Origin of the sequence: Agrobacterium tumefaciens, assembly GCF_005221385.1 — a bacterium.
GTDB classification, from domain to species: Bacteria; Pseudomonadota; Alphaproteobacteria; order Rhizobiales; family Rhizobiaceae; genus Agrobacterium; species Agrobacterium tomkonis.
The window spans coordinates 1,553,689-1,579,775 of sequence record NZ_CP039904.1 but is presented as its reverse complement, the minus strand read 5'-3'; the positions used below and the strand labels follow the sequence as shown (position 1 = coordinate 1,579,775).

Here is a 26,087-nt window from a genome sequence, read left to right as displayed (position 1 = left end):
GCCTGAAAACCAAATGACTGTTCCGCGGGCAACGAGCCCGCGGAACGTGCTAAAAAGTGCTCGGGCAAACCGAACCACAAACAGACGAGACGAAAGTGATGCACAAGACGATCTTCATCCTGCTGGATGGCCTCCGATATGCGACAGCAAGGGATTGCCTCGGATATATGGAAGGGCTGGTTACGGCCGGAAAGGCCGGTATCCACGCCGTGCGCAGCGAATTGCCGTCGATTTCGCGGCCGCTTTACGAAACGCTGATGACCGGGCTGCCGCCGGTGGTTCATGGTGTCACCAGCAACGGCGTTGTTCGCCGCTCCCGTTTTCCCAATGTCTTCTCGCTGGCAACTGCTGCCGGCCGCACCACCGCTGCCTCCGCCTATCACTGGTATTTCGAACTTTACAATCAGGCTCCCTTCTGCCCGGAATTCCGCCATATCGAGAATTTCGATGGCGGCATTCATCACGGCTCGTTTTATTGGGCCGATCATTATCCGGACGACCATGTCTTTGCCGATGCGGATGTTCTGCTGCGCCGGCACAGCCCGGATTTCCTGCTGATCCACCCGATGAATATCGACAATGAAGGCCACAGGCATGGCGGCAGCTCGCGAGAATATCGCAATACCGCCCGTAACGCCGGTGACCTGCTGGCGCGTTATCTGCCGGCCTGGCACGCTGCGGGTTACAGCATCATCGTTACCAGCGATCACGGCATGAGCGATGACGGCAATCACGGCGGGCCGCATGAGACCGAGGCTCTGGTGCCGTTCTATACATTCGGTGAGGCCTTTACGCCGGCTGCGGATGCAAAGCTGGCGCAGACGGATATTGCCGGGCTGCTCTGCGCGCTTCTCGCCATTCTCGATCATGGCCTGCCGGTACCGCCAGGGCTGTTGTCCGCATGAGCGTGCAGAACCGCAAAATGCGGCTGCTGGCAGCGCCGTTTCTGGGCGTGATCGCCATTCTCGTCATCTGGCCGCTGGCGAGCGTCATCAGTGACAGCTTTTTCGCCGCCGGTGCGCTGTCGCTTGCGAATTACCGGACCATTCTCACGGATGCCTTTTACCTCCAGTCCTTTGCGACTACGACGGTCATCTCGCTCATCAGCACGGCAACGGGCCTCGTTTTCGGCTTTCTGGTGGCGGTAGCACTCCGCGCAAGGTCTAGCGCCGCCCGCCGCACCGTCATGGCCTTCGCCAATATTGGCGCCAACTTCGCCGGCGTGCCGCTCGCCATGGCGCTCATCTTCCTTTTCGGGCTGAACGGCATGTTCACGCTTTTGCTGAAGGAACTGGGGCTGATCGACGATTTCAACGTCTATTCATTTACCGGGCTCATCATCGCCTATTGTTATTTTCAGGTGGCGCTGGCCACGCTGCTTATTACGCCGGCACTTGCCGCCGTTGGACAGGACATCGAAGAGGCGGCAGCGCTGATCGGCGTCGGCAAGCTGCGGTTCTGGCTAAGGGTCGGCCTGCCCACCGTCGCCCGGCAACTGGTGGCGATCGCCATTCTGCTCTTCGCCAATGCCATGGGCACTTTCGCGACCACCTTCGCTCTGACAGGCACGAGCATCAATGTCGTCACCATCCGCATCAGCGAACTGGTATCCGGCGACATTTTCTCCGATCCCAATCTCGCCAATGCCATCGCCATATGCCTTCTGGTCGTGCTTCTCGTGCCCATCACCGCAAGCCAGATATTGGCGGGAGAAAAGCACCGATGACAAGGCATGGTTTCAAAGGCACAAGCCTGTTTCTGTGGCTGATGGCGCTCATCATGATATCGCCGCTGCTGGCGACGATGATGAATGCGGTGGCGACCGACTGGTCCGGAACCCTGCTGCCGGCCGGGCTGACGGGGGATAATTTCGTCACCATCCTGTCGGACCCACGTTTCCATGCGGCACTGTTGCGTTCCACGCTGGTTGCCGCAGCCGCCCTGACGATCGCGACGATCATCATCGTCCCGGCCGTCGTTTCCGCCCACATCTACTGGCCAGCACTTGACCGCTGGTTCGCACGTCTGGTGATATTGCCCTATGCCGCACCCGGCATCATTCTCGTGGTCGGTTATCTCAGGATATTTTCCGCCCCGCCGCTGCAGATCGGCGGTTCGCCGCTGGTACTGGTGCTGACCTATGTGCCGCTCTGCTTTTCGATGTTTTACATCGCCGTGAAGAATGGCCTGCGCAACCTCGACATCAACGAGCTTCTGGATGCCGGCCGGCTGATCGGCGCCAGCGACCTCGCCATTTTACGGCGCGTCGTCCTGCCCAGCATCCTGCCGTCCATCGCAGTCGCCATCGTGCTGAATTTCGCGACGCTGTTCAGCGAATTCGTCTACGCCAAGATGCTGGTCGGCGGCAATTTCGAAACCCTGCAAATGTACATGTTCGCCCAGCGCAGCCTCAGCGGCCGCATCACCAGCGTCATCGTCATTCTCTATTTCCTGCTCATTCTTGCCTTTACCCTGATTGCCTTTCGGATGGTCCGGGAAACGGAGCGTGCATCATGACCCATCTCGCGATCCATAATATCAGCGCCATTTATGGCAACGCCACCGTTCTCGACGCTATCGAGCTTGGCATCGACACGGGTGAGATGCATGTTCTGCTGGGGCCGTCCGGCTGCGGCAAGACGACATTGCTGCGCTCCATTGCCGGGCTCGTTTCGCCCTCATCCGGCTCGATCACACTGGATGGCCGGCGCATCGACACCTTGCCGCCGAAGGATCGTGGTATCGGCATGGTGTTCCAGCATTATGCGCTTTTTCCCAATATGACGGTGCGGCAGAACCTCGCTTTCGGTCTGGAACAGCGCCGGCTCGCGAAAAAGACCATCGACGACAAAGTCTCCTCCGCGCTCGAAACCGTTTCCCTCAGCGATCGCGCCGACCGGCGGCCGCATCAGCTCTCCGGCGGCCAGAAACAGCGTGTGGCACTTGCCCGCGCGCTGGTGCTCGAACCCAAGCTGCTTCTGCTGGACGAACCGCTTTCCGCACTCGATGCCCAGATCCGCAAGCGCCTGCGCGATGAGTTGAAACGCATCCAGCGCGAAAGCGGCCTCACCAGCATCTTCGTCACCCATGATCAGGACGAGGCCCTGTCGCTGGGCGACCGCATATCGGTGATGAATGCCGGCCGCATCGCCCAGACAGCGTCGCCGCAGGAGCTCTATTATCGGCCGGCCGACCTGTTCGTGGCCGGTTTTATCGGTGACGCCAATATCATCACCGCCGAAGACATGTCACGCATCACCGGCAACCACTTCGAACGGACCTGCATCATCCCGCCACATGCCTTCACGATCGGCAACGCGGCAGACGGGAATGGCGTGGCTTTCACCGCCGAGGTGAAAGACATCAGCATCGTCGGCCCCACGGTCCGTTATCAACTTGATGCATCCGGCGTGGCGCTCAAGGTCGAACATGCAAGCGCTCAGGATGCGCTTTACCCGCCACCCGGCCAACATGTCACTCTTAGCGTCGCCGAACGTCAGCTGCACTACATCTGACCAAAACGGCACCGCATGGCGGCGCGCCCGCCGCCATGCATCTATTCTGCCAGAGCGTCAGTTGCGGCTGTCGTAGGTGGCCAGATTTGCGGGGGTGACCAGTTCGAACGGAATCCAGACATTCTGCTCGACCGGCTCCTTGGCGATCATCTTGAGGGCGGTTTCCAATGCGCCCTTACCCTGCCCCGCCGCATCCTGAAACACGGTGACGGCAAGCTCGTCCGCCTTCATGGCCTTCATCGCATCCTGCGTCGCATCTATGCCGCCGACCACGATCTTGCCTTCGCCGGCGCCAAGCGGCTTTTTTACACCCTTCAGCGCCTGTATCGCGCCGAGCGCCATCTCGTCATTATTGGCGATGATCGCGTTGACGTCGAGGCCGGCGCTCAGCCAGTTGGTGACGAGGTCTGCACCGGAAATACGGGTCCACTTGCCGGCCTGCTTGTCGGCAACCGTGATGCCGGCGCATTCCGGTTTCTTCAGCACATCCTCGGCCGCCTTGGTGCGAACGCGGGCAGCCTCATAGGCAAGATCGCCCATGATGATATTGACCTTGCCCTTGCCGCCGAGCAACCGGCACACTTCGGTCATCTGCAGGGTGCCGGCCTGATATTCATCGCTGCCAACGAAGCTGACGCCGCTTTCCGGCAGTTTTTCGACCGGCTGACGGTTCACATAAATCAGCGGAATGCCGGCGGCCGCAGCAGCAGCCGTGATCGGCTGGGTCGCGGAGGCATCCACCGGGTTGACGATGATCGCATCCAGCCCCTGGGCGACGAAATTATTAACCTGATCAAGCTGCCTGCCGATATCGGTCTGGGCATCCTCGAATTGCAGCTGAATATCCGGCTTGCCTTCGGCCGAACTCTGCATGGCAAGCCGCAGGATCGTCAGGAAGTTGTCATCGAAACTCGACATTGCAACGCCGATATTGGCGGCATTCGCCGTCGTAAAAAGCGCGGACGACAAAAGCAGTGCGGACAGTAGGGATTTCATCGGTTCCTCCTCAATACGCCGGCGTGCGGCGCCATGTTGACCAAGGGCTCCTCAACCCTCGCCGCCAGCAATAATGGGAGCGCTCTCAGTCTGTCAACCTCGATAATCTTGGCGAAGGGCCTGCACCGCAGCGCTTGATTGAATCCCATCACAATTATTTCTCGAGCATCCATATTCCAAAACAAAATAGCGACCTTGGCGCTGGATATCAAAACCCTGCAGAATCCGGACAATCTAACGACAACCAGCCCATCCTCGATGGAACTCACAGCGATATTGACAATATGGGAGCGCTCTCATATCAAAATTGCAGATTACATATCCGTCTCTGGGAGGAACATATGACAGGATCGGCAATCGCGGTCATCGGCGCCGGCATGATCGGCGCTGCGCATGCCTTCGGCTACAAGGTCAATATCGATCGGATCTCGGGCCGGCTCCCCGGCCTGCGCCTGAAGACCATCTGCGACGCCAATGGTGAGCTTGCCGCCTCGATGGCGGCAAACTGGGGTTTCGAAACCATCGCTTCGGACTGGAAAGACGTGCTTGCAGATCCGGAAATCGGCATTGTCAGCATCTGCCTGCCGAATTTCCTGCATGCGGAAGTCACGCTGGCCGCACTCGCGGCCGGCAAACACGTCATCTGCGAAAAGCCGCTGGCGCTTGATGCGGAAACGGCGGCCCGCATCTATGAGGCCTCGAGAGCGACCCCCACCGTTTCCGCAACCGTCTTCAACTATCGCCGCATTCCCGCCATCGCGGCAATCCGGCAATTGATCCAGAACGGCGAGATCGGCGAACCGGTCAACGCGCTCGTCCAGTATGAAAGCGAATATGCCGCCGATGCGCAGCTGCCCCATAGCTGGCGTTACGAGCGCGACCGGGCCGGACCGGGCGCACTACTCGACATCGGCACCCATGCCGTCGACTTAGCCCGTTTCCTGTGCGGTGAAGTCGAAGAGATCGCCGGTGCAATCGCGACCATTTCCATCAAGCAGCGTTTCCTGCCGGCCGGCGCCAGCATCGGCCACAACCATGTAGCGTTGAGCACGGAAAGCCGACTGGTCGACAATGACGATGTCATGTCCGCCCTGCTACGCTTCGAAAATGGTTGCCAAGGCACTTTTCTTGCCAGCCGCGTTGCCGTGGGCATGGGCAACAGCCTGACCGTTGCGATCACCGGCACGAAAGGTACGGTTCGCTACAACTCCCGTACGCCGGCGCATTACGAGATCGCCCGTTTCGACGGTTCAGGCCAGTCGCCCTTCACCATCGTCGCCAACCATCCGGCCCTGCCTTTCGCCGCGCTGCTGCCGGTGCCGCATGACGGCGTCGCCATCGGTTATGCCGAGGTCTTCGGTTTCATGATCCATGAATTCCTCGACGCCATCGCCAAGGGCGGGCCGATGACGAATGGCTCCATCCTCGATGGGCTGCGCGCCAGCGAAATCCTCGATGCGATCCAGCAAAGCGCGGATACCAACCAGCCCGTTAAGGTCAGACACATCTCCGTCTGATGCCAAAGGAGCAAATGATGAAAATTGGTCTCAATACCGACGGCTTCGGCGCGCTGCCGCTTGCCGCCTGCCTCGACCAGATCGCGGAGCTTGGCCTTACCCATGTCGAATTCGGGCTTGGCGGCTGGTCGAGCGCACCGCATGTGGATATCGCTGATCTGCTTGCCCATACGGCCTCGCGAGATCGCCTGAAGGGCATGCTGAAGGAACGTAACCTCCAAATATCGGCGCTCAATTGCTCGGGCAATCCGCTGCATCCGGGAAAGATCGGGATCGACGACGGCAAACTTGCCTATGACACGCTGGAGCTGGCCGCCCTGCTCGGCGTCGAACGGATCGTCATGATGTCCGGCCTTCCCGCCGGCGGGGCAGAGGACCGGAACCCGAACTGGATCACCTCTTCCTGGCCGCTCGAGGCCATGGAAATGCTGGAATGGCAATGGAGCGAAAGGGTTCTGCCCTTCTGGAGAAAATTCGCAGCAGCCGCGGCCGAAAAGGGCCTGAAGATCTGCGTCGAGCAGCACGGACGCCAGTGCGTTTATAATAGCGAGAGTTTCTTCCGCCTGCGCGACGCAGTCGGGCCGACCGTCGGTGTCAATTTCGACCCCAGCCACCTGATCTGGATGGGCGGCGATCCGATCTCCGCCATCGAGGCGCTGGGTGAGTGTATCTACCATGTCCATGGCAAGGATTCACGCATCGAACTGCGCGCGCGGATCGATGGCCTGCTCGACACGAAACATGTGATGCCAGTCGAAGGCCGCTCATGGAATTTCGTCTCGCTCGGCCACGGCACCGCCGTGCATGGCTGGCTCGATATTATCAGGGCGTTGCGCAAGGCCGGTTATGATGACGTCATCAGCATCGAGAACGAGGACTACTCCATGCCGCCGCTCGAAGCCGTCGCCACATCGGCAACCACCCTGCGCTTCTGCATAGAACAATCAGCAGGCGTCAAATGACGCCTGCTGGGGTCGCACCGCGAAATTAAAGCGCCGGCGCTTGCCAGTTTCCATCAGCCTTCTTTATAGGAAAGCATGAGCAACTTTCCCGCCCGTCCCGGAGTAACGCTTGAAGATGTCGCCAAGGCGGCGGGTGTTTCACGCTCGCAGGCATCGCGCGCGCTGCGAAACGACCCCGGAGTCCGTGGCGACACGAAAGCGCATATCCTCGCCACTGCCGCCAGCCTCAATTATACGCCGAACCTTGCCGCCCAGACGCTGGCAAGCCGCCAGAGCCGCACGATAGGCCTTGTTGTCGGCGATGTGCTCAACCCTTACGAGGCAATGCTGGCGCGCGAATGCGATAAAGCTTTGCGGGATGCCGGTTATTTCGCCATGCTGGCCGTTTCCGGCACGGCCGCCACGCTGCGCGCCTTCATCGACCAGCGCATTGCCGGCCTCGTCCTCATCGGCGCACCGGGGGAGCGTGAAGAGATCGCTGCCGTTTCGAAGCTGCTACCGACGGTTTATATCGGCCGCAATCTGGCAACGGAGACGGTGGAAAGCGTAAGCTCGGATGATGCGCTAGGCGCCCGGCTGGCAACGGAGTTCCTGCTGGGGCTCGGTCATCGCGCCATCGCCCATATTACCGGCGGCAGCGGCGCCGGCGCCAACAGCCGCGCAAACGCCTATCGCGACACGATGCAACGGCAGGGCCTGAAACCCATCATCGCCGAGGGCCGGTATGACGTTGACGCCGGCAGCGCGGCAACCGATGCGCTGATGGCCCGAAAGGACCGCCCGACCGCAATCTTTGCGGCCAACGACCTTATTGCGCTTGGCGTCATCAGCCGGCTTGCCGGGCACGGCTTCCGGGTGCCGGATGAGGTGGCGGTCGTCGGCTTCGACGACATACCCATGGCCGCCTCCGAACCGATTTCACTCACCACCATCCGCCAGAAGGTGCCGGACATGGTTGCCGCTGCCGTCGAAACGCTGACAACGCGGCTCGCCGACCCATCAGCACCGATCCGCAACCTCGTCATAGCGCCGGAACTGATTATCCGGCGCTCCTCCGGCCTGCAAATCTGAAGCACGGCGCGCCGGGTCGGGACGCGTCATGCAATTGCTGCGTTTTGCCTTAAACGGTAACGCGCTTTCCGGTTTCCACCGATTGAACGCAGGCATTGGCAAGTTTGAGGGCCACCACGCCGTCTTCACCGGTGGTGGCCGGTTGCCTGCCTTGCTTGAGGGCCGCGATAAACTCGGCAATTTCACCGGCATAAGACGCGGTGTAACGCGTCATGAAGAAGTTCTGCAGGGGCGCGCTACGATAACCATCCGCATTGCCGATGACGACCGTGTTCTCATGGTGGTTTTCCGCACGGGCAACACCAAGCGAACCGTGCACTTCCACCCGCTGGTCATAACCATAGGTGGCGCGGCGCGAATTGGTAATGACCGCCTGGCGGCCCGACGCCGTTTCGAGAATGACGGTGGCGCTGTCGAAATCGCCTATGCCCTTCAGCTCCGGTTTCACGAGAACCGAAGCATGGGCCGACACCACAACCGGCTCTTCGCCGAGCAGGAAGCGAGCCATGTCGAGATCATGGATCGTCATGTCGCGGAAAATGCCGCCCGAACGCGCAGCATAGGACAAATCCGGTGCACCCGGATCACGCGAAGTGATCGTCACCATTTCAACATCGCCAATGCGCCCGGCATCAATCGCGGCGCGCACACCGGCAAAATTCGGGTCGTAACGGCGGTTGAAGCCGAGCATCAGCGTCACACCCGCCGCCCTGGCAATCGAGACCACCTCTTCGGCCCGGGCAAGATCGAGATCGACAGGCTTTTCGCAAAAGACGTGCTTGCCGGCTTTCGCGAATTTTTCAATAAGGTCGGCATGGGTGTCGGTCGGCGTGCAGATCAGCACGGCGTCGATGGATTGATCCGCCGCAATGGCATCCACATCCGCCGCCCTCGCGCCCGAGGCCCGCGCCAGAGCTTCCGCTGCGGCCGGCAGAGCGTCCGAAACTGCTGCAAGTTCGGCATCGGCACTGCCGGCAATCGCCTGCGCATGCACCTTTGCGATACGTCCTGCGCCAATGAGGGCAAGTTTGATCGTCATTTCAATATCCTTTCACATCAACCCATGCGCCGCTTTTTGCCGAGGCGAAAACCGCGTCGGCCACGGCCGCATTGGCTCGCGCATCCCGCATGTCGAAATAGGGCACCGCCTCGCCGCGAATTGCCCGGGAAAAATTCGTCACCTCTTCCTCGTATTGGTCGAGTGGCGGAAATTCGAGCGTGTGGATGTCCGAATTCGCATGATCGGCCGAGGTGTCGATGGCGATGATGTTGGGGCTGACGCGTGAGGGCACATAGGCCTGCGGCAACGATATGAAGGCCCTTTCGCAGACGATCTGGATCGATTGCGAGGAGGCCTGCGCCATCGAAACCATGAAAGTCGCGTGTCTGCCGTCGCCAAAATCGAGGATGACCGAGGTGAACATGTCGATGCCGCCAGCATTATGGGTGGCGGCGGCGAAAGCGCGTTTCGGTTCGGAGCCAAAGACATAACGCGCCGCCATGGCGGTGTAGCAGCCAAGATCGTAATAGGCCCCGCCGCCGAATTCCGGTTTCTGGCGGAAATCCGCCTCATTGGTCATCATGAAGGACAGGAGCGAGGAGAAGGAAAGCGGTCTGCCATAATCCTCCGCCTGAAAGATTTGCCGTAGCCTGATCCAGCGGGGCTGCTGGCGAACCATGAAGGCCTCGGAAATCTTCAACGCCGGATCGATATCCCTGAGCTGATCGAGTTCCGCAGCCGTCATGGCTGCCGGTTTTTCACACAGAACATGTTTGCCGGCATCTGCCGCCTTGCGAGTCCATTCCACATGCAGATGGTTCGGCAGGGCGATATAGACCGCCTCAACATCCGGATCGGCAAGCACCTCTTCATAGCTGCCATAGGCACGCTGAATGCCGTGCCGGTCCGCCATGGTTCTTGCCCGTTCCAGGCTGCGCGCGCCGATGGCGAGCGGCTCGCAGGTGGTGCTTTTGACCAGACCCGGAATGATGGCACCGTCCGCAATACGCGCAGCGCCGAGTATGCCCCACCGAACGGGGGCGATGGTGTCGTTCATAATGTATCCTCCCTGGAGGGACGCCCGCCTTTGATCGGCCGACCAAGCCCTCCGACGCGGCAAACATGCCCCGGCGCTTCATGCCCGGCAAATGCCATGCTGATGGAAAACCATCAGCCGTGCGGCTTCTCAGAAAGGCAGCGGATTCGGGAGGTTTTCCGGCCCGTAAAGGACGACAGGCACCTCCGTTTCAGGCGGAAAGGATCCCTGCCCGGCATCGAAGAATTCGAAATGGCGAAGCAGGATGTTCACCGCCAGCCGCACCTGCAGTTCCGGGCTTTGGTCGATCGTGAGCGACATCAGTCCTTCCCGCAGAAAAGCGGCGGTATTGCGCGTCAGTTCGTGCCCGACAAAGACGGGGCGATCCGGGAGAATATCGGCGCGGATGGCCCGCGCCACGCCGATATTGGCCGCCCCCACATTATAGACGGCGACAGTATCGGGTTCGGCATGAAAGGCCTCGCGCAGATGAAGCTCCGAGCGAGCGCGGTCGTCGCCCCCTTCGACGATACGCGCCACATGCCAGCCCGGCGCCTTTTCCGCCAGAAACTGCGTGACACCGCGCACGCGGTCGGCATGTGACTGGAAGCCGAGATGATTGCACAACAGGATGACCGGCCCCGGTTTGCGCGCCATCCTGCTGATGAAATAACCGGCCGAGCGGCCGGCGCGATAGTGATCCGTTCCGGCATAACCGATCCGTGCCGAGCCGGGAACATCGGAGATGACGGTGACGACGGGAATGCCCCGCGCGCTCAACTCCTCCACCGCCGCATGAACGAGCGGATGATCCTGCATATAGGAAACCACCGCATCGCAGCCGGTCTTTGCCAGCGCCTTCGCCAGGGTTTCCGGCCGCTCATCCTCCAGCACCGTCCGGTGAATGACGATCGATCTGTCGAGCGAGGTTGCGATCCGCCGGAACTCGAAACCCATGCGGGCGATGAGCGGCAGTTCCGGCCGGGCAAGGATGACGTCGATCCGGATAAGCCTGCGATGCGCCTGCGGCAACATGCGGCGCAGGCCAAGTTCCTTCGCCGCCTGGAGGACCCGTTTGCTGACCGCCTCGCTGACATTGCCGCGATCATTGAGGACCCGGTCGACGCTTGCCGTGCCGACCCCTGCCCGTTCGGCAACATCCGTGATCGTGACACGCCTGCCCTGCCGTTTCGACACCATCCCCAAGCTCCTCCGCATCGCCTGCCTGTGTGTTCATTATTTTCGCCCGCACGGCTATAACGACTATCGTCTTCCTGATGGAAATCAATCAACTGTTTCAGCACAATCTCGCGCAAATAATATGGTGCCGGCAGGCTAAAGAAGCCGTTGCCGCAACAGAGCTTCCAGCCAGTCCGCAAAGACCTGCAATCGCCGCGACAGATGCCGGCGGTGCGGATAAAGCAGCGTCATCGGCATCGGTTCGGCCTGATAGGCAGGCATGATCTCGACGAGTTCACCGCTCTCGATATGCGGCCTGACATCGTAAGCGGGTATCTGGATCAAGCCGAGACCGGCCAGACAACAGGCAATATAGGCCTCGGCACTATTGACGGTGACGCGGCCGCGCATGGAAACCGAATGCAGCGCCTCGCCTTCGAGCCATTCCCAGTTTTCCACGCGCCCGCTGGAAGGAGAAGCGTAATTGACGGCCCAGTGGCGGGAAAGATCATGGGGAAGCTGCGGCATGCCGTGACGCTCGAGATAAGCGGGGCTGGCGACATTGATCAGCGGCAGCTTGCCGATCGGCCTTGCGATGAGACCGGAATCGCTGAGCGCACCAACGCGCAGCACACAATCGATATTGTCCTCCACCAGATCGACGGCCCTGTCCGTCACGCCGAGACTGATGTCTATCTGCGGGTAAAGGTCGAGAAATTCAGGCAAGGCGGGTGCGATGACAAGGCGTCCGATCCGGCCCGGCACATCGATCCGCAGCCGCCCCGAGGGTTGCGCCGCGCTTTGCCTGAACAGGTTTTCCGCATCTTCGACGTCGGCGATAAGCCGCTGGCACCGCTCGTAAAAAGCCGACCCATCCTCGGTCGGAGAGACCTTGCGCGTGGTGCGGTTGAGCAGGCGTGCGCCAACGCGCGCCTCCAGTTCCTGCACCGCTGCCGAAACCGAGGAGCGCGGAATGCCAAGCGTATCGGCGGCCCGCGTGAAGCTCGCACAGTCTACGACACGCGCGAAGATACGGAACAGGTCGATGCGATCCAATGGACATCCCTTACTGTGCGGATTTTCTGACAAGTCATGTCAGAATGACGGACTTTATCACGCAATTCTAGACGATATCTTTGCTGCATGAAAGCGCAGCAGGCATCGCTGTGTACCGACAGAAGGAGGCCAACCCCATGACCGATCATTCCATCAAAGGTAAAACAATCATCATCGCCGGCGGCGCAAAAAACCTCGGCGGGCTGATCGCACGCGATTTCGCCAGCCAGGGCGCAGGCGCAATCGCCATCCACTATAATAGTCCCGCCACAAAGGCCGACGCCGACGCAACCGTGGCGGCCGTGAAGGCAGCCGGCGCGCAGGGCGTTGCCCTTCAGGCCGATCTCACCACGGCAGGCGCGGTCGAAAAACTGTTTGCCGATGCCGTCGCCGCCATCGGCCGGCCGGATATCGCCATCAACACGGTCGGCAAGGTGCTGAAGAAACCGATCCTCGAAACATCGGAAGCCGAATATGACGAGATGACCGCCGTCAACGCCAAGTCGGCCTTCTTTTTCCTCCAGCAGGCCGGCCGCCACGTCAACGACAATGGCAAGATCTGCACTCTCGTTACCTCCCTGCTTGGAGCATTCACGCCGTTTTACGCCAGCTATGCCGGCACCAAGGCGCCGGTGGAGCACTTCACCCGCGCAGCCGCCAAGGAATTCGGCGAACGCGGCATCTCGGTGACGGCGATCGGTCCCGGCCCCATGGATACGCCGTTTTTCTACGGGCAGGAGACGCCGGAAGCGCAGGCCTATCACAAGAGCGCCGCGGCACTCTCCGGCTTCTCGAAAACCGGCCTTACCGATATCGAGGACATCGTTCCCTATATCCGCTTTCTCGTTACTGACGGCTGGTGGATGACGGGGCAGACCATTCTGGTCAATGGCGGTTACACCACCAAATAATCTCGATCGATCTTCTTCGATGGTGTGGTGGCGAAGCGTGCAGACGTTTTCGCCACCTTTCTTTTGGCGGGCATGACCAAATTCGACGGCCGCGGGACCATAAAAAGACATATGTCATATGGCCTGAATGAATATGCCGGTATAAAACTCCCCATCCCGTTGACGGAGCCATTTAGGGGGAGCGGATGAATTCAGGGCGTCGCGGTGTTCTCGCTTTTTTGGGCAGCCTTGTTCTGGGGGCGCCATCCCTCAGCAAAGCAGCAAGCAAATCATCGGCCTTTGCCGAATCCCGGTCCGAGTACCAACCCCGGCATGTTCTGTGTTTCCTCGGAACAGAAAAAGGTCTGGCAGCGCTCCAACAAAGCGCTCGCACCGCAGTCGACACATTTGCTACCGATTTCAGTATCGATGAAGAATATTCGCAGGATGAACCGGACGACCGGATGGAGCGCTCCTTCAATGTCTGCTGGGACCGTGTTGATCCGAACACCTATCAGGAGGCTGACGAAGAAGCTGTCGCCGGACACGGCTCGGTTCTTTACGTGCTTGGCCCGTCGATGGCCGCAGAAAACGCGGTCATGACATCCGCCACGGCCTTGCAGTTCGTGCAACATATGCTTGACCACGGCGCCATTGCCGTCAAAGGCGAAAGCGCAGGCGTCGCGCATGGAGCACGACGCTGGAAAGAGCTTTTCGAACAGTCGCGCAGCGACGCCGCCTCCGGTGATCTGCTGGCGCTCGCCAAAACCTGCCGTCTCGCTTTTGCACGCCGCCCCATCGGCGACGATGCCAAGGGCATGGCAAGCGTCGGATTTCATCTGGTCGGGCTGCCTGATGTCGAGGTGGGCTTCATCCGAAAAGACGAAAACCTGCCGTCAACCAATCCGGAGCAATTGAAGATCGCCGCGCTGATGGACGATATTGCCGATCAGATGGCGCGCGATGGTGTGCAAACGACAGTAACGGCTCATCAGGCCACCCTGTCCAATGACATGCGGTACGAGGACGATAGCTACAAATTCAATCCGTTCGGCGTCGTGAGCATTCAAGACTACAAACTCTGACATAAGGGCGAGCCGCCGCTGGCGCCTAAGGTGCAGGTGCAAGGTCACTCTCTCCCGCCACAAGCAGCATCGGCCAGATGCAATGGCGGGCCTGATCGGGATAGAAAGGCGCAAAGGCCGGCATGGTCGATAGAAGCGTCTGGGCAACCGTCACGCCAAGATCATGCAGGGACATGCGAAAACTGGTCAGGCGCGGTTCCAGAAACTGGCCGCGTGGACCATCACGAAAGCCGATGACGGCGAGATCGCGCCCCGGTTTGAGGCCGACTTCGGCAAGCCGCCGATAAAGACCGACCGCCATCAACTCATAGATCAGCACGATGGCCGTCGGCCGTGGGCGCATCTGAAGCCACTCACTGGCGGCATGATATCCGCCCTGCTCGCTCGATTTTGTCCGGATAACCAGAGACGGATCGTATGTTATGCCTTTTTCCTCGAGGGCGCGTTTATATGCCTCCAGAAAGACATAACCGAGATTGATGTCGTTATCGGCGGCCGCCACCGCAATGCTACGATGACCTGCGGCCACCAGCCGGTCGACGGCGCTTTTTGCCACGCCTTCGAAATCGAGATCGATCCAGGCATGGTCCGTGCTAGACGAGGTGCGGCCCAGCGCGACGAAGGGTAGACGGGTCTGCTTCAAGAAATCCACACGCTTGTCGATCCGACGGGTCGAGGAAATGATCATCGCGTCAACCATGCGGCGCGCCACCATGCGCTTTAGATATTCGTCCGGATCTTCCTCCCCCGGACAGGGAAGAACGATAAGATCGAGATTGTGGCCGGAAAACACGCTTTGCAGACCATCCGTCACGCCCATGAAGAAGTTGTCGGAATTCTCCACCGTCTGCGCGTCGCTGCCGGTCATCAGGCCGATAACATTGGTGGTACCTTGCCGCAGGCTGCGGCCCGATTGATTGGCGACATAACCAAGCTTTTCCGCCGCTTCCAGAACACGGCGGCGCGTTTCCTCGTTCACATCGGGCTTGCCGTTCAGGGCACGGGAAACGGTGCCTATCGATATCTCCAGATAATCGGCAAGCTGACGAATTCCTTTCATGCACTCCCCTCCAAAGCCCGGCGCGCCATCAACGCGCCCCTCTACGGTCTTGACATATCTAACATCATCGTCATAGTCTCGTAAACGTTTACGACACTCTGCGCAAAGAGGAGTTTGCGAAAGAGTCCGGGGAGATGAGATGACATTCAATGCCGTTTTATGCGGGTGCGGAGCCATGGCCAAAGGCTGGCTGCGCGCCATTCAATCCACGCCGGAAATTGCCGGCTCGATCAGGATCGCCGGGCTGGTTGATCTGAATGAGAGCACGGCCCGCGGGCTTGCCGAAGAATTCGGGCTGGCAGATGCGGTCATCGGCACCGATCTCCGTGAGGTGCTGGCGCAAACAAATGCAGACATATTATTTGACGTCGTCATCCCGCAGGCGCGCTTTGCCGTGGTCGCGGCAGGCCTTGAGGCCGGGTGCCACGTGCTCAGCGAAAAGCCGCTTGCGGCATCGATGGAAGAGGCTGCGAGCCTGGTGGAACTGGCCAAAAATGCCGGTAAAGTCCACGCGGTGGTGCAAAATCGGCGATTCGTGGCGGGTATCCGGCGGCTACGACACGCCGTGGAAGACGGCATCATCGGCGACTTGACGGCCATTCATTGCGACTTTTTCCTTGGTCCTCATTTCGGTGGCTTCCGTGAAGAGATGAAGAACGTCCTGCTTCTCGACATGGCGATCCATACCTTTGACGCCGCCCGTTTTGTTGCCAATGAAAAGCCCCTCTCCGTCTTTTGCGTGGAAAAGAATCCAGCCGGTTCCTGGTATGCCCATGGGGCAAGCGCCAATGCCATTTTCGAATTCTCCAACGATGTGGTCTTCACCTATCGTGGCTCCTGGTGCGCCGAGGGTGAAAGAACCAGCTGGGAAGCCCGCTGGCGTTTGATCGGTTCGAAGGGAATGATCCTCTGGGATGGAGAAGACGGTTTTTCGGCCTCCGTGGCGGGTGATGAACAGGGCCTGTTACGAGGCTCTACGACCGTAAACGTTTCCGATGCCGTTTCTGAACGGGATACGCGCGGCCACGCCAGCGTCATTCTCTCGTTCCTGGAGTCCATCCGCACCGGCCGGATGCCGGAGACAGCCTCTTTCGACAACATCAACAGCCTTGCCATGGTGATCGGCGCGATTGAAAGCGCCCGCCTTGGTCAGCGTGTTTCCATTGCAGCATAAGGACTGAAAGACGTGAGCAATCCGGCAAAATCCATCCGTATCGGCACCATGGTCAGCGCCACCAAGGGACAGGCGGCCGAGCGCATCGGCCAGATCGCCGATCTCGGCTTTGAAAGCTTCGAGCCGTTCTTCTGGCAGACGACCAACGGCCAGGACATCGCTGAACTCGGCAAGCGCTGCCGCGAGGCGATCGGCGAACGTGATATCACCATCAGCACGCTCGGCATGTTCGGCAATCCGCTGGAAGAAACCGAGATCGACCTTCAGACATTGCAGGGCTGGAAAGACTGCATCGACAATGCCCATCATTTCGGCGCCACCTGCGTTGCGGGTTTCACCGGCCGGCTGCGCGGCAGGCCGCTGCCGGAAAGCCTGCCAAGATACAAGGAAATCTGGAGCGAACTTGCAAAACGCGCCGCCGACAAGGGCGTGAAGATCGCCTTCGAAAACTGCGCCATGGACGGCAACTGGCAGACCGGCGACTGGAACATTGCCCACAATCCCGACGCATGGGAACTGATCTTCAACGAAACGCCTGAGGACAATATCGGCATCGAATGGGAACCCTGCCACCAGATGGTTTACCTCATCGATCCGCTGCCGCAGATCCGCAAATGGGCGGACAAGATTTTCCACGTGCACGGCAAGGACGCGACCATCCGCTGGGACGTCATTCGCGAACACGGCATTTTCGGCAGGGAGAAATTCGTCTTCATGCGCACGCCGGGCTTCGGCGACAGCAACTGGACCGACATTATTTCCGAACTGCGCCTTGCCGGCTGGTCCGGCTCCATCGACATCGAAGGCTGGCATGACCCCGTCTATCGCGACGCGCTGGAAATGACGGGCCAGGTGCATGGCTTGAACTATCTGAAAAAATGCCGCGGCGGCGATTTCGTCGTCGACCCGACATAACGGACGCCTTTGGGAGAAGGTTTCCGGAAATTGCAGCGACGATAACCAAGAGGAGGAGATTATGGGTATCGCGAAATGCATGATGGCCGGCGCATTTGTGCTGGCGGGCGTATCCGCCGGAGCGATTGCCGCCCACGCGGAGGACGTGACGTTGACCTTGTGGTCGCTGGATCGTGATATCCAGCCGGCACCGAACCTCATAAACGAGTTCAACAAGCTCAATAACGGCATCAAGATCGAATATCGGCAATTGCAGTTCGATGACGTGGTGAGCGAAGCGATGCGCGCCTATTCGACCGGCAATGCGCCCGATATCATCGCCATCGACAACCCCAACCACGCCATGTTCGCCGCCCGCGGCGCCTTTCTTGATGTGACCGACATGATCGCCAAGTCGGATGTCATCAAGACGGAAAACTATTTTCCCGGACCGCTGAAATCGGTGATGTGGGACGGCAAGTATTTCGGCGTGCCGAAGGCGACGAATACGATCGCGCTTTATTACAACAAGGACCTGTTCAAGGCCGCAGGGCTCGATGCGGCAAAACCGCCGCAGACCTGGGACGAGCTGGTGGAAGCGGCCCGCAAGCTGACCGACCCTTCAAAGAACGTCTATGGCATCAGCTTCAGCGCCAAGGCCAATGAGGAAGGCACCTTCCAGTTCCTGCCCTGGGCGCAGATGGCAGGAGCAACCTACAAGAACATCAATACCGAGGGTGCCGTCAAAGCGCTCGAAACGTGGAAACTGATGCTGGATGAAAAGCTCGCATCACCGGACACGCTGACGCGCAGCCAGTGGGATTCCACCGCCACATTCAACGCCGGCAATGCCGCCATGGTCATTTCCGGCCCGTGGGAAATCGATCGTATGCTGAAGGACGCCAAGTTCGACTGGGGTGTCGCCTTGCTGCCGGTGCCCACACCTGACGCCCCCCGGTCATCGGCCATGGGTGATTATAACTGGGCGATCTTCTCCAAGACCAAACATCCCGAAGAAGCATTCAAGGCCATCGAATTCTTCGCATCGCAGGACAAGGACATGTTCAAGAACTTCGGTCAATTGCCGGCGCGCTCGGATGTTCCCGTGCCGCCAACCGGCAATGCACTGAAGGATGAGGCGCTGAAGACCTTTGTCGAGCAGCTGAAATATGCGCAGCCGCGCGGCCCCTCACCCGAATGGCCGAAGATTTCCAAGGCCATTCAGGACGCTATCCAGGGCGCCCTGTCGGGACAGATGACGCCGAAAGCCGCGCTCGATCAGGCCGCTGAAAAGATAAAGCTGGTCGAAGGCTGATTGGACGGACGGGCGAGCGGAGTGTCCGACGCCCATCCGCAGGGTTCCTCCCGGTGGGGTCGCCTGTCGCAAAATGCGACGGCGGCCCCAAGCGGAGCTTGCGAGGATGTTTCATGAAAAAACTGTTTTCCAGCGTCAGTGACGGTCGCGGTTTCGACATCGTCCTTGTCGCCCTGCCCTTGAGTTTCCTGTTCGTCATGGCGGGTCTGCCGCTGCTCTACAACATTGTCATGAGCTTTCAGGAAGTCGACATGTTCAGCCTGGGCACCTTCGTGCGCCCCTTCGTCGGCTTCAAGAATTACTTCGATCTGTTCCGGCAGCCGGAAACCCTGCCGATCCTCTTCAACACCGTCACCTTCGTCGTCGCCTCCATTGCCGGGCAATTCGCCATCGGCTTCGGACTGGCGCTGTTCTTCTGGGTGAATTTTCCGGGCGCCACCTGGCTGCGCGGCCTGTTCCTCGTGTCCTGGGTCATGCCCGGCCTCGTCGTCGGCGCCATCTGGAACTGGATCCTGTCCGGCGACTTCGGTGTGCTGAATTTCTTCCTGCGGGAAAGCGGCCTGATTTCAGGCAATATCTTCTGGCGTTCGGATGCGAATTTTTCGCTCTGGGCCGTCGTCATCGCCAATGTCTGGCTCGGCACTTCCTTCAACATGATCCTGCTTTCCGTCGGCCTCGCCTCAATCCCCGGCGATCTTTACGAAGCGGCGGAACTGGACGGGGCGAACGCCTGGCAACGCTTCTACACCATCACCCTGCCGATGATGCGCTCCACCATCGGCGCGATCGTCTCCCTCGGGCTGATCTTTACCCTGCAGCAATTCGATCTTTTCGCCGCCATTACCGATGGCGGACCGAACAACAGCTCCAACGTGGCGCAATATTGGGCTTGGGACCTGTCCTTCCGGCAATATGATTTCGGCAAGGGCGCGACAATCTCCGTCATCATGATCGTTTTCGTCATGCTGGCTTCCATCGTCTATGTGCGTTCCACACGACATGAGGTGCGCGGATGAGCACCACCAACCGTAACCGCCTGATGCTGGCAATCGCCATCGTGCTCGCCATCATCTACCTCTTTCCGCTTTACTGGATGTATCTGACCTCGCTCAAAAGCGGATCGGAGATGTTCGCCAATCCGCCCGGTTTCTGGCCGACAGACCCGCAATGGCAGACCTATGCCTATGTCTGGCAAAGCCGCAACATGGGCCGATATCTCTGGAATTCGGTACTGATCGCCTCCGGCGCTGTGCTGCTGATCACCATTCTCGGTGTCGGTTGCGCCTATGTGCTGGCGCGCTATCGCAATGTCTGGGTGGATATCGGTCTGTTCCTCATCCTCATGCTGCAGGTTCTGCCGGCATCGCTGATGATCACACCGATCTTCGTCGGCTTCTCGCAATTCGGACTTCTGGATTATCCGCGCCTGTCGGTCATTCTCGCCATTGCGGCGAAAAGCATGCCGTTCTTCGTGGTCCTTGTGCGCGCCACCTTCATGGCCGTGCCGCAGGAGCTGGAGGAGGCGGCACTGGTGGACGGTAATTCCCGGGTCGGCGCCTTCTTCAACATCGTGCTGCCCCTTGCCAGAAACGGCATCCTCGTCAGCGCCATCCTCATCTTCATGCAGGCCTTCGGCGAGTTCGTCTATTCGAAATCGATGATACAGGCGGCCGAATTGCAGCCCGCCAGCGTCGGCCTCAATTCCTTCATGGGCCCCAATACCAGCGAATGGAACAACATCATGGCCTATGCGACCATGTATGTGACGCCCATTCTCGCCCTCTTCATTCTCTTGCAGCGCCGCATCGTGTCCGGCCTGACCTCAGGAGCACTCAAATGACCCTTCAGATCGAACTTTCCGGCGTCAACAAATATTACGGCGCCTTTCATGCCCTGAAAAATATCGGCCTTTCCATCAAGAAGGGCACCTTCGTGGCACTTGTCGGCCCCTCCGGCTGCGGTAAATCCACCCTTTTGCGTTCGCTGGCCGGGCTGGAGACCATATCGGCCGGTGACATGCGCATCGCCGGCACGCTCATGAACGGCGTGCCGCCGCGCAAGCGCGATGTAGCGATGGTGTTCCAATCCTATGCGCTCTATCCGCATATGACGGTGGAGGAAAACCTCACCTATTCGCTGCGCATGCGTGGCGTCGCCAAGGCCGAGGCCCGCAAGGCAGCCGAAGAGGTTGCCGCAACGACGGGACTTTCCAAGCTGATGAAGCGTTATCCGCGCGAACTCTCCGGCGGCCAGCGCCAGCGCGTGGCCATGAGCCGGGCGATCATCCGTAATCCCCAGGCCTTCCTGTTTGACGAACCGCTTTCCAATCTCGATGCGGCCCTGCGCGTCCATATGCGCAAGGAAATTCGCGCGCTTCACGACCGCCTGCACGCAACCTCGGTCTATGTCACCCATGACCAGATCGAGGCGATGACCATGGCCGATCATGTCGTCGTCATGCGCGATGGCATCATCGAACAGCAGGGTACGCCGCTGGAACTATACGATCACCCGGTCAACCGCTTCGTGGCGGGCTTCATTGGCTCACCGGCGATGAATTTCATTCCGGCCATCGTCAGCCCGGACGGCGCTTCGCTTCAATTGCGGTTCGGCGAAGGTGAGCCGCAGCAGCAGATCAGGAATCCGGCCGCCCTGCCGCCAGGCAAACATGTGATCGTCGGCATCAGGCCGGAGCACATAAGGCCAGCAGCGGCAAACGGGGCGGCATTGACGCTGCCCGTTTCCGCCGTGGAAACCACCGGCTCAGCCACGTTCCTCACAACAGGAACATCCACAGAACTGGTCATCGCGGTGCAGGGACGCAGCGAGGTCAAGGCCGGCGAGGTCATAGGCCTCGATATCGCCCCCACCGATCTGCACCTCTTTGATGAGGAAACGGGCACCGGTCTCGCAAAACGGTAAGCGCAGCGCAGGAAAAAAGCGCGCTCCCCAAGCGATATTTCCAATGACCTCGGGGAACGCTGCAAGGCCAGAAACCAGACCCTTTTCCCGGTGGCGTTATCCTCGACGAGAACATATAACAGCGCCTGTGATCGCAGTCGGATGCTGCGATCGACCGCGCCGCCGTCGGGAACCCGATATGCCGCTTCATCGGCTGCTTTCGTCACAGGCAACCGAATTGCACATCACCGGCTGAAGAGCAGACAAATGCAGATGAAGCTGAACATGACGACCTGCTTTATCATCGCCGCCGCCGGCACACTGGCATTTGCGGCTTTCCAGCTGAAAGATTTTCACATCGGCATAGGGGAGCGCGCCATGGGCGGCTATGACGGTTCCTCAACCGACACACAGGCCGTGTCCGACGCTGCGCGTGAAGCAAGCGAGGCCGCTGCACGCGCCGAAGCCGCTGTCGACGCCCTGAAACGCCGCGACTGATCGTTACGACGCTTTCAGCCGCAGCTTTCCCGCAAAGCCGCCCGGTTCAGCGGTTCCTGAACAGATCGATGATGTTGCGGCGCGCGGTGGTTGCGGGCACGGCGGTACCACGATCAACCTCGCGCGCGGCGATGGCCGGCGAACCAGAGCCATCAATATCCACCCAGCGACCGGCATGATCGGTGGATTGGCGCTTGAGATAGCTATAGGGCGTTTCGTCCCAGCGAAGGATTGTCGGCTTCATATTGTCGAGGATGAAATCACCACGATCCGTCCTCACCGTGAGGATCGCATGGCCATCTCCCCGCTCGTCACGGACAACGGTAATCAACAGGTTGGAGGCCGGCAGACCGATATCCATCAGCCGCTTGCGCTTTTCCAGCACGATGTCGTCGCAATCCCCGGCACCCTTGTAGGGATATTCCCAATAGTCCTCGTAACCCCATACTTCCATATCGGAACGCTGGTCGATTTCGACATTGACGGCGCTGTTGACCGAAACCATGGTTTTCCAGTTGTCGGGCGTGAGATGAAGCGGTGGCATGGCCTTCATGGGCTGACACTCAACCGAATGCCGCTGGCAGAATTCATAATGTCCAACCGGCTGGGAGGTGATCGCACCCGTCAACATGGACGGCGAAGCCTCTGCCGGTGACAACAGACCGGCAACGGTCAGAACAAAACATGCCTGCAGCAATTTGTTGAAATAGCTCATGTTCATCTCCTGATGACATGACCTATCGCTGCCGGTTTGAGTTCAAATGAAACAAACCACTCGACTTTTAACGATCCGGAAAATTGGCGCGCCTGCTACCGCCGGGTCGTGCGACACCCTTCGCAGTGGCCAACAACGGGAATGTGAGCGGTGGCAAACTTGCCATGCATGGATGGCCTGCCTAAGAAAGACCGACACCCACGATAAATCCACGTTACAGAGAACGTTGCATGAGCCTGTTTGCGAAGATCACCCGCACAGCCACCGTCATCATGACGCTGGCCTGCCTTCCTTCTTACGCCGTCGCGCAGCAGATGACTGTCGTTCCTCCCGGAAATCGCTCCGCCCAGCAGCCGGAAATACCACAAGCCTCGGCGATCCGGACCAAGGCTTTCTACACAACCTACGAGGAAAAGTTCGGCAAGACGATTGATCTCCTGAACAGCGAGCCCGCCCTTCTCAGCAAGATCAAGAAGGCAGCAGCGGCCTATGGCATCGATCCGATACATATTGTCGGCGCCATCGTCGGAGAACATACCTTCAACGTCTCGGCCGTGGACCGCCTGCAGACCTATTACGTCAAGGCGATTTCCTACGCCGAACTCGATATCAGGTTCAGCTATAATGGCGTTTCCCTGAAGACATTCCTCCAGCGGCCGGAATTCCGGTCCTGCGAGCCGCTTCCCACCACCTCCGAACAATGGAGCTGCCGCGACACCGTCTGGGATGAGGACTTTCGCGGCAAGGTCGTGGATGGTGCGAGATACGAGGCCATCTCGTTCCAGCGTGCCTTCTTCCAGCCGTTTTATGCGGGGCAGACCTTTGGACTTGGCCAGATCAGCCCGCTGACGGCCCTGCAGGTCACCGATCTCGTAAACAGGACAAGCGGCCTGCCGAAACTCACGGCGGAGAGGCCGAAGGAAATCTACCACGACGTTATGGATCCCGACCGCAGCATCATCTACATCGCCGCCATCCTCAGGGATTCCATCGATGCCTACCGGGAAAAGGGCTTCGATATCTCAGGTAATCCCGGAATTACCGCGACGCTCTACAATGTCGGCCAGCCAAGGCGGCGCGCCGAACGCCTTCGGGCAGCCGTGGATGCGGGCGCAAAAACCCGCCTGCCGGTTGAAAATTATTATGGATGGCTGATCAACGACCGCCTCGATATCCTGAAAAACATTCTTGACGGCAAGGGCGTCGACCAGCGGACGACATCGGACATCGGCGAAAAAACGCGATAACGCTTTTTTGTTTTCGAATAGTAGTCAATCGCCTAGATTGTACACGATCGGATGTTTTCGGGTAAAAACCCACAGATACACACGCAAAGATTGCCAAGCCGTACCTTCACAATGTAACCTTAAGCAAAAAGCGCTTTTCCATCCGCCCGAAATCTGCTAATTCGGCCGGCACAAGAATTCACGGATAGCGGGATAAATTCGCTCTATGCCTGACGAAGGCGACAGTACCGACAGTAGTCGACACCGAACGAGGCTGGCTCGCGTGAAGCGTAGCCAGCCTCGAATTTTCTTGTTTTCCTCAACGCGACAGCTTTCAGCCTCGGATGTTCAGTCCGGGGCTTTGCGTGTTCGCATCCATTCCCATAAAGGCTCCTGAACATGGAATTCCTAGCAGATCCGAACATCTGGATCGGCCTCGTCACCCTTATCGTTCTCGAAGTCGTTCTCGGCATCGACAATCTCGTTTTCATCGCGATCCTTGCCGACAAGCTACCACCACACCAGCGCCACAAGGCTCGCGTCATCGGCCTGTCGCTGGCGCTCATCATGCGCATCCTGCTGCTATTTTCGATCTCATGGATCGTCACGCTGACGCGGCCACTGTTTACAATCGCGGATTTCTCCTTCTCCGGACGCGATCTCATCCTCATCATCGGCGGCGCCTTCCTGCTTGCCAAGGGAACCATGGAGCTGCACGAACGGCTTGAAGGTGACCACAAGCCGAAACAGGGCAAGGTGGTCCACGCGGTCTTCTGGCAAGTCATCGTGCAGATCGTCGTGCTTGACGCCGTGTTCTCGCTCGACAGCGTCATTACCGCCGTCGGCATGGTCAACAATCTCTGGGTAATGATCACCGCCGTCTGCTTGGCCATGGCCGTGATGATGGCAGCCTCCAGGCCGCTGATGACATTCGTGTCGAAACATCCGACCGTGGTCATTCTCTGCCTTGGCTTCCTGTTGATGATCGGTTTCAGCCTGATCGTCGAAGGTTTCGGTTTCCATCTTCCGAAGGGTTATCTCTATGCGGCCATCGGCTTTTCCGTGCTCATTGAGGCGGCAAACCAGCTTGGCAGGCGCAACCGCGAAAAGCGCATCACCGCCGGTGATATGCGTGAGCGCACCTCCGACGCCATACTGCGGCTTCTCGGCGGCCGGGTCGGTGAACAGCCGCTTGGCGAGACGGCCGATCTTATCGCCGAACAGGCCACCCTCAGCGACCTGTTCAAATCCGAAGAAAAGGACATGATCCGCGGGGTTCTGACACTTGCCGAACGCCCTGTCGTGTCGATCATGACACCACGCACCGAGATCGACTGGCTGGATATCGACGCCGACCCGGAGACGCTGCGCCACCGCCTGCTGGAACTCGACCATTCCCGGCTGATGCTCGCGCAGGGCAAGCTGGACTCCTTCCTCGGCGTCGCGGCCACAAAGGACCTGTTGCGCGATCTTCTGCGTGACGGCAGCCTGAACCTCGAAAGCTCGCTGCGGCAGCCGCTTGTGGTGCATGAGAGCGCCACGGCCCTGCAGGTCATGGAACAGCTGCGCAAATCCCCGTTGCAGATGGCCGTCATCATCGATGAATACGGTACGCTGCAGGGTATCGCCACGCCGACGGATATTCTCGAGGCAATCGCCGGCGAATTCCCTGACGAAGGCGAAGAACTGCTGATTTCGGAAAAGGCGGAAGACGGCTCCTGGCTTATCGATGGCGCCGTCGATGTCAGAAGGGCGTCTTATCTTCTCGACATCGATCTGGTGGACGAGGCCGATCGTTATTCCACCGTCGCGGGCTACATTCTGTGGCGTCTCAATCGCCTCCCCGAGGTCGGCGAGCGTGTTTCCGGCGACGGCTTCGCTTTCGAGATCGTATCCCGCTCGGAACGGAACATCGAGAAGGTCCGGGCGTGGAATGGCGTGGTGAGCGAAGCTTAAAACCGAACGCCGAGAGGATGCTAAACGGGCAACCTCTCGGC

At 59.4% G+C, this 26,087-nt stretch carries 25 protein-coding genes; 18 read left to right on the top strand and 7 right to left on the bottom strand.

The window, feature by feature from the left end; genetic code table 11:
- The first annotated feature begins 98 nt into the window (after positions 1 to 98).
- Genes CFBP6623_RS22475 through CFBP6623_RS22460 form a run of 4 tightly spaced genes read left to right on the top strand, consistent with a single transcriptional unit; the run spans position 99 to position 3,515 of the window.
- The gene (locus CFBP6623_RS22475) at positions 99 to 905 is read left to right on the top strand and encodes an alkaline phosphatase family protein (RefSeq protein WP_080842924.1); all 807 of its coding nucleotides are present in this window, start codon (positions 99 to 101) and stop codon (positions 903 to 905) included.
- Positions 902 to 1,726: an ABC transporter permease gene (locus CFBP6623_RS22470; protein WP_046800984.1), complete on the top strand. Its 825-nt coding sequence runs from the start codon at positions 902 to 904 to the stop codon at positions 1,724 to 1,726. Before CFBP6623_RS22475 ends, CFBP6623_RS22470 begins: the two co-directional genes overlap by 4 nt.
- Positions 1,723 to 2,517 (top strand): ABC transporter permease, encoded by a 795-nt coding sequence (locus CFBP6623_RS22465; protein ID WP_046800985.1) that lies wholly within the window; start codon positions 1,723 to 1,725, stop codon positions 2,515 to 2,517. Before CFBP6623_RS22470 ends, CFBP6623_RS22465 begins: the two co-directional genes overlap by 4 nt.
- Positions 2,514 to 3,515, top strand: coding sequence for an ABC transporter ATP-binding protein (locus tag CFBP6623_RS22460; protein WP_046800986.1), 1,002 nt, complete (start codon positions 2,514 to 2,516; stop codon positions 3,513 to 3,515). Before CFBP6623_RS22465 ends, CFBP6623_RS22460 begins: the two co-directional genes overlap by 4 nt.
- A 57-nt stretch (positions 3,516 to 3,572) precedes the next feature.
- Here the strand turns inward: CFBP6623_RS22460 and CFBP6623_RS22455 are convergent, their stop codons facing one another.
- Positions 3,573 to 4,511: a sugar ABC transporter substrate-binding protein gene (locus CFBP6623_RS22455; RefSeq protein ID WP_052819209.1), complete on the bottom strand. Its 939-nt coding sequence runs from the start codon at positions 4,509 to 4,511 to the stop codon at positions 3,573 to 3,575.
- Positions 4,512 to 4,852: 341 nt separating this feature from the next.
- Here CFBP6623_RS22455 and CFBP6623_RS22450 point away from each other — a divergent pair, with 341 nt between their 5' ends.
- The 3 genes from CFBP6623_RS22450 (at position 4,853) to CFBP6623_RS22440 (ending at position 8,061) form a co-directional block, all read left to right on the top strand.
- The gene (locus tag CFBP6623_RS22450; RefSeq protein WP_046800989.1) at positions 4,853 to 6,028 is read left to right on the top strand and encodes a Gfo/Idh/MocA family protein; all 1,176 of its coding nucleotides are present in this window, start codon (positions 4,853 to 4,855) and stop codon (positions 6,026 to 6,028) included.
- 17 nt (positions 6,029 to 6,045) lie between these two features.
- Complete coding sequence (locus CFBP6623_RS22445; protein ID WP_046801115.1) at positions 6,046 to 6,990, top strand: sugar phosphate isomerase/epimerase family protein; 945 nt, start codon at positions 6,046 to 6,048, stop codon at positions 6,988 to 6,990.
- Positions 6,991 to 7,065: 75 nt separating this feature from the next.
- Positions 7,066 to 8,061: a LacI family DNA-binding transcriptional regulator gene (locus CFBP6623_RS22440; protein WP_046800990.1), complete on the top strand. Its 996-nt coding sequence runs from the start codon at positions 7,066 to 7,068 to the stop codon at positions 8,059 to 8,061.
- A 49-nt stretch (positions 8,062 to 8,110) separates the two neighbouring features.
- Here CFBP6623_RS22440 and iolG read toward each other — a convergent pair whose 3' ends face one another.
- From iolG to CFBP6623_RS22420, 4 genes are all read right to left on the bottom strand, one after another.
- Complete coding sequence (gene iolG, locus CFBP6623_RS22435) at positions 8,111 to 9,100, bottom strand: inositol 2-dehydrogenase (protein WP_080842923.1); 990 nt, start codon at positions 9,098 to 9,100, stop codon at positions 8,111 to 8,113.
- 1 nt (position 9,101) lies between these two features.
- A complete protein-coding gene (locus tag CFBP6623_RS22430; protein WP_046800992.1) occupies positions 9,102 to 10,118 on the bottom strand; it encodes a Gfo/Idh/MocA family protein in 1,017 nt (338 codons plus the stop codon).
- 129 nt (positions 10,119 to 10,247) lie between these two features.
- Positions 10,248 to 11,297, bottom strand: a complete 1,050-nt coding sequence (locus CFBP6623_RS22425; protein WP_052760251.1) for a LacI family DNA-binding transcriptional regulator — start codon at positions 11,295 to 11,297, stop codon at positions 10,248 to 10,250.
- Between the two features lie 135 nt (positions 11,298 to 11,432).
- A complete protein-coding gene (locus tag CFBP6623_RS22420) occupies positions 11,433 to 12,332 on the bottom strand; it encodes a LysR family transcriptional regulator (protein WP_046800993.1) in 900 nt (299 codons plus the stop codon).
- A gap of 137 nt (positions 12,333 to 12,469) precedes the next feature.
- Here CFBP6623_RS22420 and CFBP6623_RS22415 point away from each other — a divergent pair, with 137 nt between their 5' ends.
- Positions 12,470 to 13,243, top strand: coding sequence for an SDR family oxidoreductase (locus CFBP6623_RS22415; RefSeq protein WP_046800994.1), 774 nt, complete (start codon positions 12,470 to 12,472; stop codon positions 13,241 to 13,243).
- A 185-nt stretch (positions 13,244 to 13,428) separates the two neighbouring features.
- On the top strand, positions 13,429 to 14,307 hold the full coding sequence (locus tag CFBP6623_RS22410) for a hypothetical protein (RefSeq protein ID WP_046800995.1): 879 nt from the start codon (positions 13,429 to 13,431) through the stop codon (positions 14,305 to 14,307).
- A 25-nt stretch (positions 14,308 to 14,332) separates the two neighbouring features.
- On the opposite strand, the gene CFBP6623_RS22405 is transcribed toward CFBP6623_RS22410, so the two are convergent.
- A complete protein-coding gene (locus CFBP6623_RS22405) occupies positions 14,333 to 15,367 on the bottom strand; it encodes a LacI family DNA-binding transcriptional regulator (RefSeq protein ID WP_046800996.1) in 1,035 nt (344 codons plus the stop codon).
- A 139-nt stretch (positions 15,368 to 15,506) separates the two neighbouring features.
- On the opposite strand from CFBP6623_RS22405, the gene CFBP6623_RS22400 reads away from it, so the two are divergent.
- From CFBP6623_RS22400 to CFBP6623_RS22370, 7 genes are all read left to right on the top strand, one after another.
- Positions 15,507 to 16,541, top strand: a complete 1,035-nt coding sequence (locus CFBP6623_RS22400) for a Gfo/Idh/MocA family protein (protein ID WP_046800997.1) — start codon at positions 15,507 to 15,509, stop codon at positions 16,539 to 16,541.
- Between the two features lie 12 nt (positions 16,542 to 16,553).
- On the top strand, positions 16,554 to 17,456 hold the full coding sequence (locus CFBP6623_RS22395; protein ID WP_046800998.1) for a sugar phosphate isomerase/epimerase family protein: 903 nt from the start codon (positions 16,554 to 16,556) through the stop codon (positions 17,454 to 17,456).
- 61 nt (positions 17,457 to 17,517) lie between these two features.
- Positions 17,518 to 18,750 carry an ABC transporter substrate-binding protein gene (locus CFBP6623_RS22390; RefSeq protein ID WP_046800999.1) on the top strand — a complete coding sequence of 411 codons (1,233 nt, stop codon included), beginning with the start codon at positions 17,518 to 17,520 and terminating at the stop codon, positions 18,748 to 18,750.
- A 113-nt stretch (positions 18,751 to 18,863) separates the two neighbouring features.
- The gene (locus tag CFBP6623_RS22385) at positions 18,864 to 19,766 is read left to right on the top strand and encodes a carbohydrate ABC transporter permease (RefSeq protein ID WP_046801000.1); all 903 of its coding nucleotides are present in this window, start codon (positions 18,864 to 18,866) and stop codon (positions 19,764 to 19,766) included.
- Positions 19,763 to 20,590 (top strand): carbohydrate ABC transporter permease, encoded by an 828-nt coding sequence (locus tag CFBP6623_RS22380; protein WP_046801001.1) that lies wholly within the window; start codon positions 19,763 to 19,765, stop codon positions 20,588 to 20,590. The genes CFBP6623_RS22385 and CFBP6623_RS22380 overlap by 4 nt, the downstream gene beginning before the upstream one ends.
- On the top strand, positions 20,587 to 21,672 hold the full coding sequence (locus tag CFBP6623_RS22375; protein WP_046801002.1) for an ABC transporter ATP-binding protein: 1,086 nt from the start codon (positions 20,587 to 20,589) through the stop codon (positions 21,670 to 21,672). Before CFBP6623_RS22380 ends, CFBP6623_RS22375 begins: the two co-directional genes overlap by 4 nt.
- A 246-nt stretch (positions 21,673 to 21,918) precedes the next feature.
- Complete coding sequence (locus tag CFBP6623_RS22370) at positions 21,919 to 22,149, top strand: hypothetical protein (protein WP_232370461.1); 231 nt, start codon at positions 21,919 to 21,921, stop codon at positions 22,147 to 22,149.
- 46 nt (positions 22,150 to 22,195) lie between these two features.
- On the opposite strand, the gene CFBP6623_RS22365 is transcribed toward CFBP6623_RS22370, so the two are convergent.
- Positions 22,196 to 22,864, bottom strand: coding sequence for a transglutaminase-like cysteine peptidase (locus tag CFBP6623_RS22365; protein WP_046801003.1), 669 nt, complete (start codon positions 22,862 to 22,864; stop codon positions 22,196 to 22,198).
- A gap of 230 nt (positions 22,865 to 23,094) precedes the next feature.
- Here CFBP6623_RS22365 and CFBP6623_RS22360 point away from each other — a divergent pair, with 230 nt between their 5' ends.
- Positions 23,095 to 24,111: a DUF1402 family protein gene (locus CFBP6623_RS22360; protein WP_046801004.1), complete on the top strand. Its 1,017-nt coding sequence runs from the start codon at positions 23,095 to 23,097 to the stop codon at positions 24,109 to 24,111.
- A gap of 378 nt (positions 24,112 to 24,489) precedes the next feature.
- On the top strand, positions 24,490 to 26,046 hold the full coding sequence (locus CFBP6623_RS22355) for a TerC family protein (protein ID WP_080842921.1): 1,557 nt from the start codon (positions 24,490 to 24,492) through the stop codon (positions 26,044 to 26,046).
- Positions 26,047 to 26,087 lie beyond the last annotated feature (41 nt).

What these genes read in the sequence shown, in the direction of transcription:
- CFBP6623_RS22390 (WP_046800999.1), top strand. Translation starts at nt 17,518, where the DNA reads ATGGGTATCGCGAAATGCATGATGGCCGGCGCATTTGTGCTGGCGGGC.
- CFBP6623_RS22450 (WP_046800989.1), top strand. Translation starts at nt 4,853, where the DNA reads ATGACAGGATCGGCAATCGCGGTCATCGGCGCCGGCATGATCGGCGCT.
- CFBP6623_RS22365 (WP_046801003.1), bottom strand. Translation starts at nt 22,864, where the DNA reads ATGAGCTATTTCAACAAATTGCTGCAGGCATGTTTTGTTCTGACCGTT.
- CFBP6623_RS22375 (WP_046801002.1), top strand. Translation starts at nt 20,587, where the DNA reads ATGACCCTTCAGATCGAACTTTCCGGCGTCAACAAATATTACGGCGCC.
- CFBP6623_RS22465 (WP_046800985.1), top strand. Translation starts at nt 1,723, where the DNA reads ATGACAAGGCATGGTTTCAAAGGCACAAGCCTGTTTCTGTGGCTGATG.
- CFBP6623_RS22460 (WP_046800986.1), top strand. Translation starts at nt 2,514, where the DNA reads ATGACCCATCTCGCGATCCATAATATCAGCGCCATTTATGGCAACGCC.
- CFBP6623_RS22430 (WP_046800992.1), bottom strand. Translation starts at nt 10,118, where the DNA reads ATGAACGACACCATCGCCCCCGTTCGGTGGGGCATACTCGGCGCTGCG.
- iolG (WP_080842923.1), bottom strand. Translation starts at nt 9,100, where the DNA reads ATGACGATCAAACTTGCCCTCATTGGCGCAGGACGTATCGCAAAGGTG.
- CFBP6623_RS22400 (WP_046800997.1), top strand. Translation starts at nt 15,507, where the DNA reads ATGACATTCAATGCCGTTTTATGCGGGTGCGGAGCCATGGCCAAAGGC.
- CFBP6623_RS22425 (WP_052760251.1), bottom strand. Translation starts at nt 11,297, where the DNA reads ATGGTGTCGAAACGGCAGGGCAGGCGTGTCACGATCACGGATGTTGCC.
- CFBP6623_RS22475 (WP_080842924.1), top strand. Translation starts at nt 99, where the DNA reads ATGCACAAGACGATCTTCATCCTGCTGGATGGCCTCCGATATGCGACA.
- CFBP6623_RS22415 (WP_046800994.1), top strand. Translation starts at nt 12,470, where the DNA reads ATGACCGATCATTCCATCAAAGGTAAAACAATCATCATCGCCGGCGGC.
- CFBP6623_RS22360 (WP_046801004.1), top strand. Translation starts at nt 23,095, where the DNA reads ATGAGCCTGTTTGCGAAGATCACCCGCACAGCCACCGTCATCATGACG.
- CFBP6623_RS22470 (WP_046800984.1), top strand. Translation starts at nt 902, where the DNA reads ATGAGCGTGCAGAACCGCAAAATGCGGCTGCTGGCAGCGCCGTTTCTG.
- CFBP6623_RS22355 (WP_080842921.1), top strand. Translation starts at nt 24,490, where the DNA reads ATGGAATTCCTAGCAGATCCGAACATCTGGATCGGCCTCGTCACCCTT.
- CFBP6623_RS22440 (WP_046800990.1), top strand. Translation starts at nt 7,066, where the DNA reads ATGAGCAACTTTCCCGCCCGTCCCGGAGTAACGCTTGAAGATGTCGCC.
- CFBP6623_RS22370 (WP_232370461.1), top strand. Translation starts at nt 21,919, where the DNA reads ATGCAGATGAAGCTGAACATGACGACCTGCTTTATCATCGCCGCCGCC.
- CFBP6623_RS22445 (WP_046801115.1), top strand. Translation starts at nt 6,046, where the DNA reads ATGAAAATTGGTCTCAATACCGACGGCTTCGGCGCGCTGCCGCTTGCC.
- CFBP6623_RS22455 (WP_052819209.1), bottom strand. Translation starts at nt 4,511, where the DNA reads ATGAAATCCCTACTGTCCGCACTGCTTTTGTCGTCCGCGCTTTTTACG.
- CFBP6623_RS22410 (WP_046800995.1), top strand. Translation starts at nt 13,429, where the DNA reads ATGAATTCAGGGCGTCGCGGTGTTCTCGCTTTTTTGGGCAGCCTTGTT.
- CFBP6623_RS22405 (WP_046800996.1), bottom strand. Translation starts at nt 15,367, where the DNA reads ATGAAAGGAATTCGTCAGCTTGCCGATTATCTGGAGATATCGATAGGC.
- CFBP6623_RS22380 (WP_046801001.1), top strand. Translation starts at nt 19,763, where the DNA reads ATGAGCACCACCAACCGTAACCGCCTGATGCTGGCAATCGCCATCGTG.
- CFBP6623_RS22385 (WP_046801000.1), top strand. Translation starts at nt 18,864, where the DNA reads ATGAAAAAACTGTTTTCCAGCGTCAGTGACGGTCGCGGTTTCGACATC.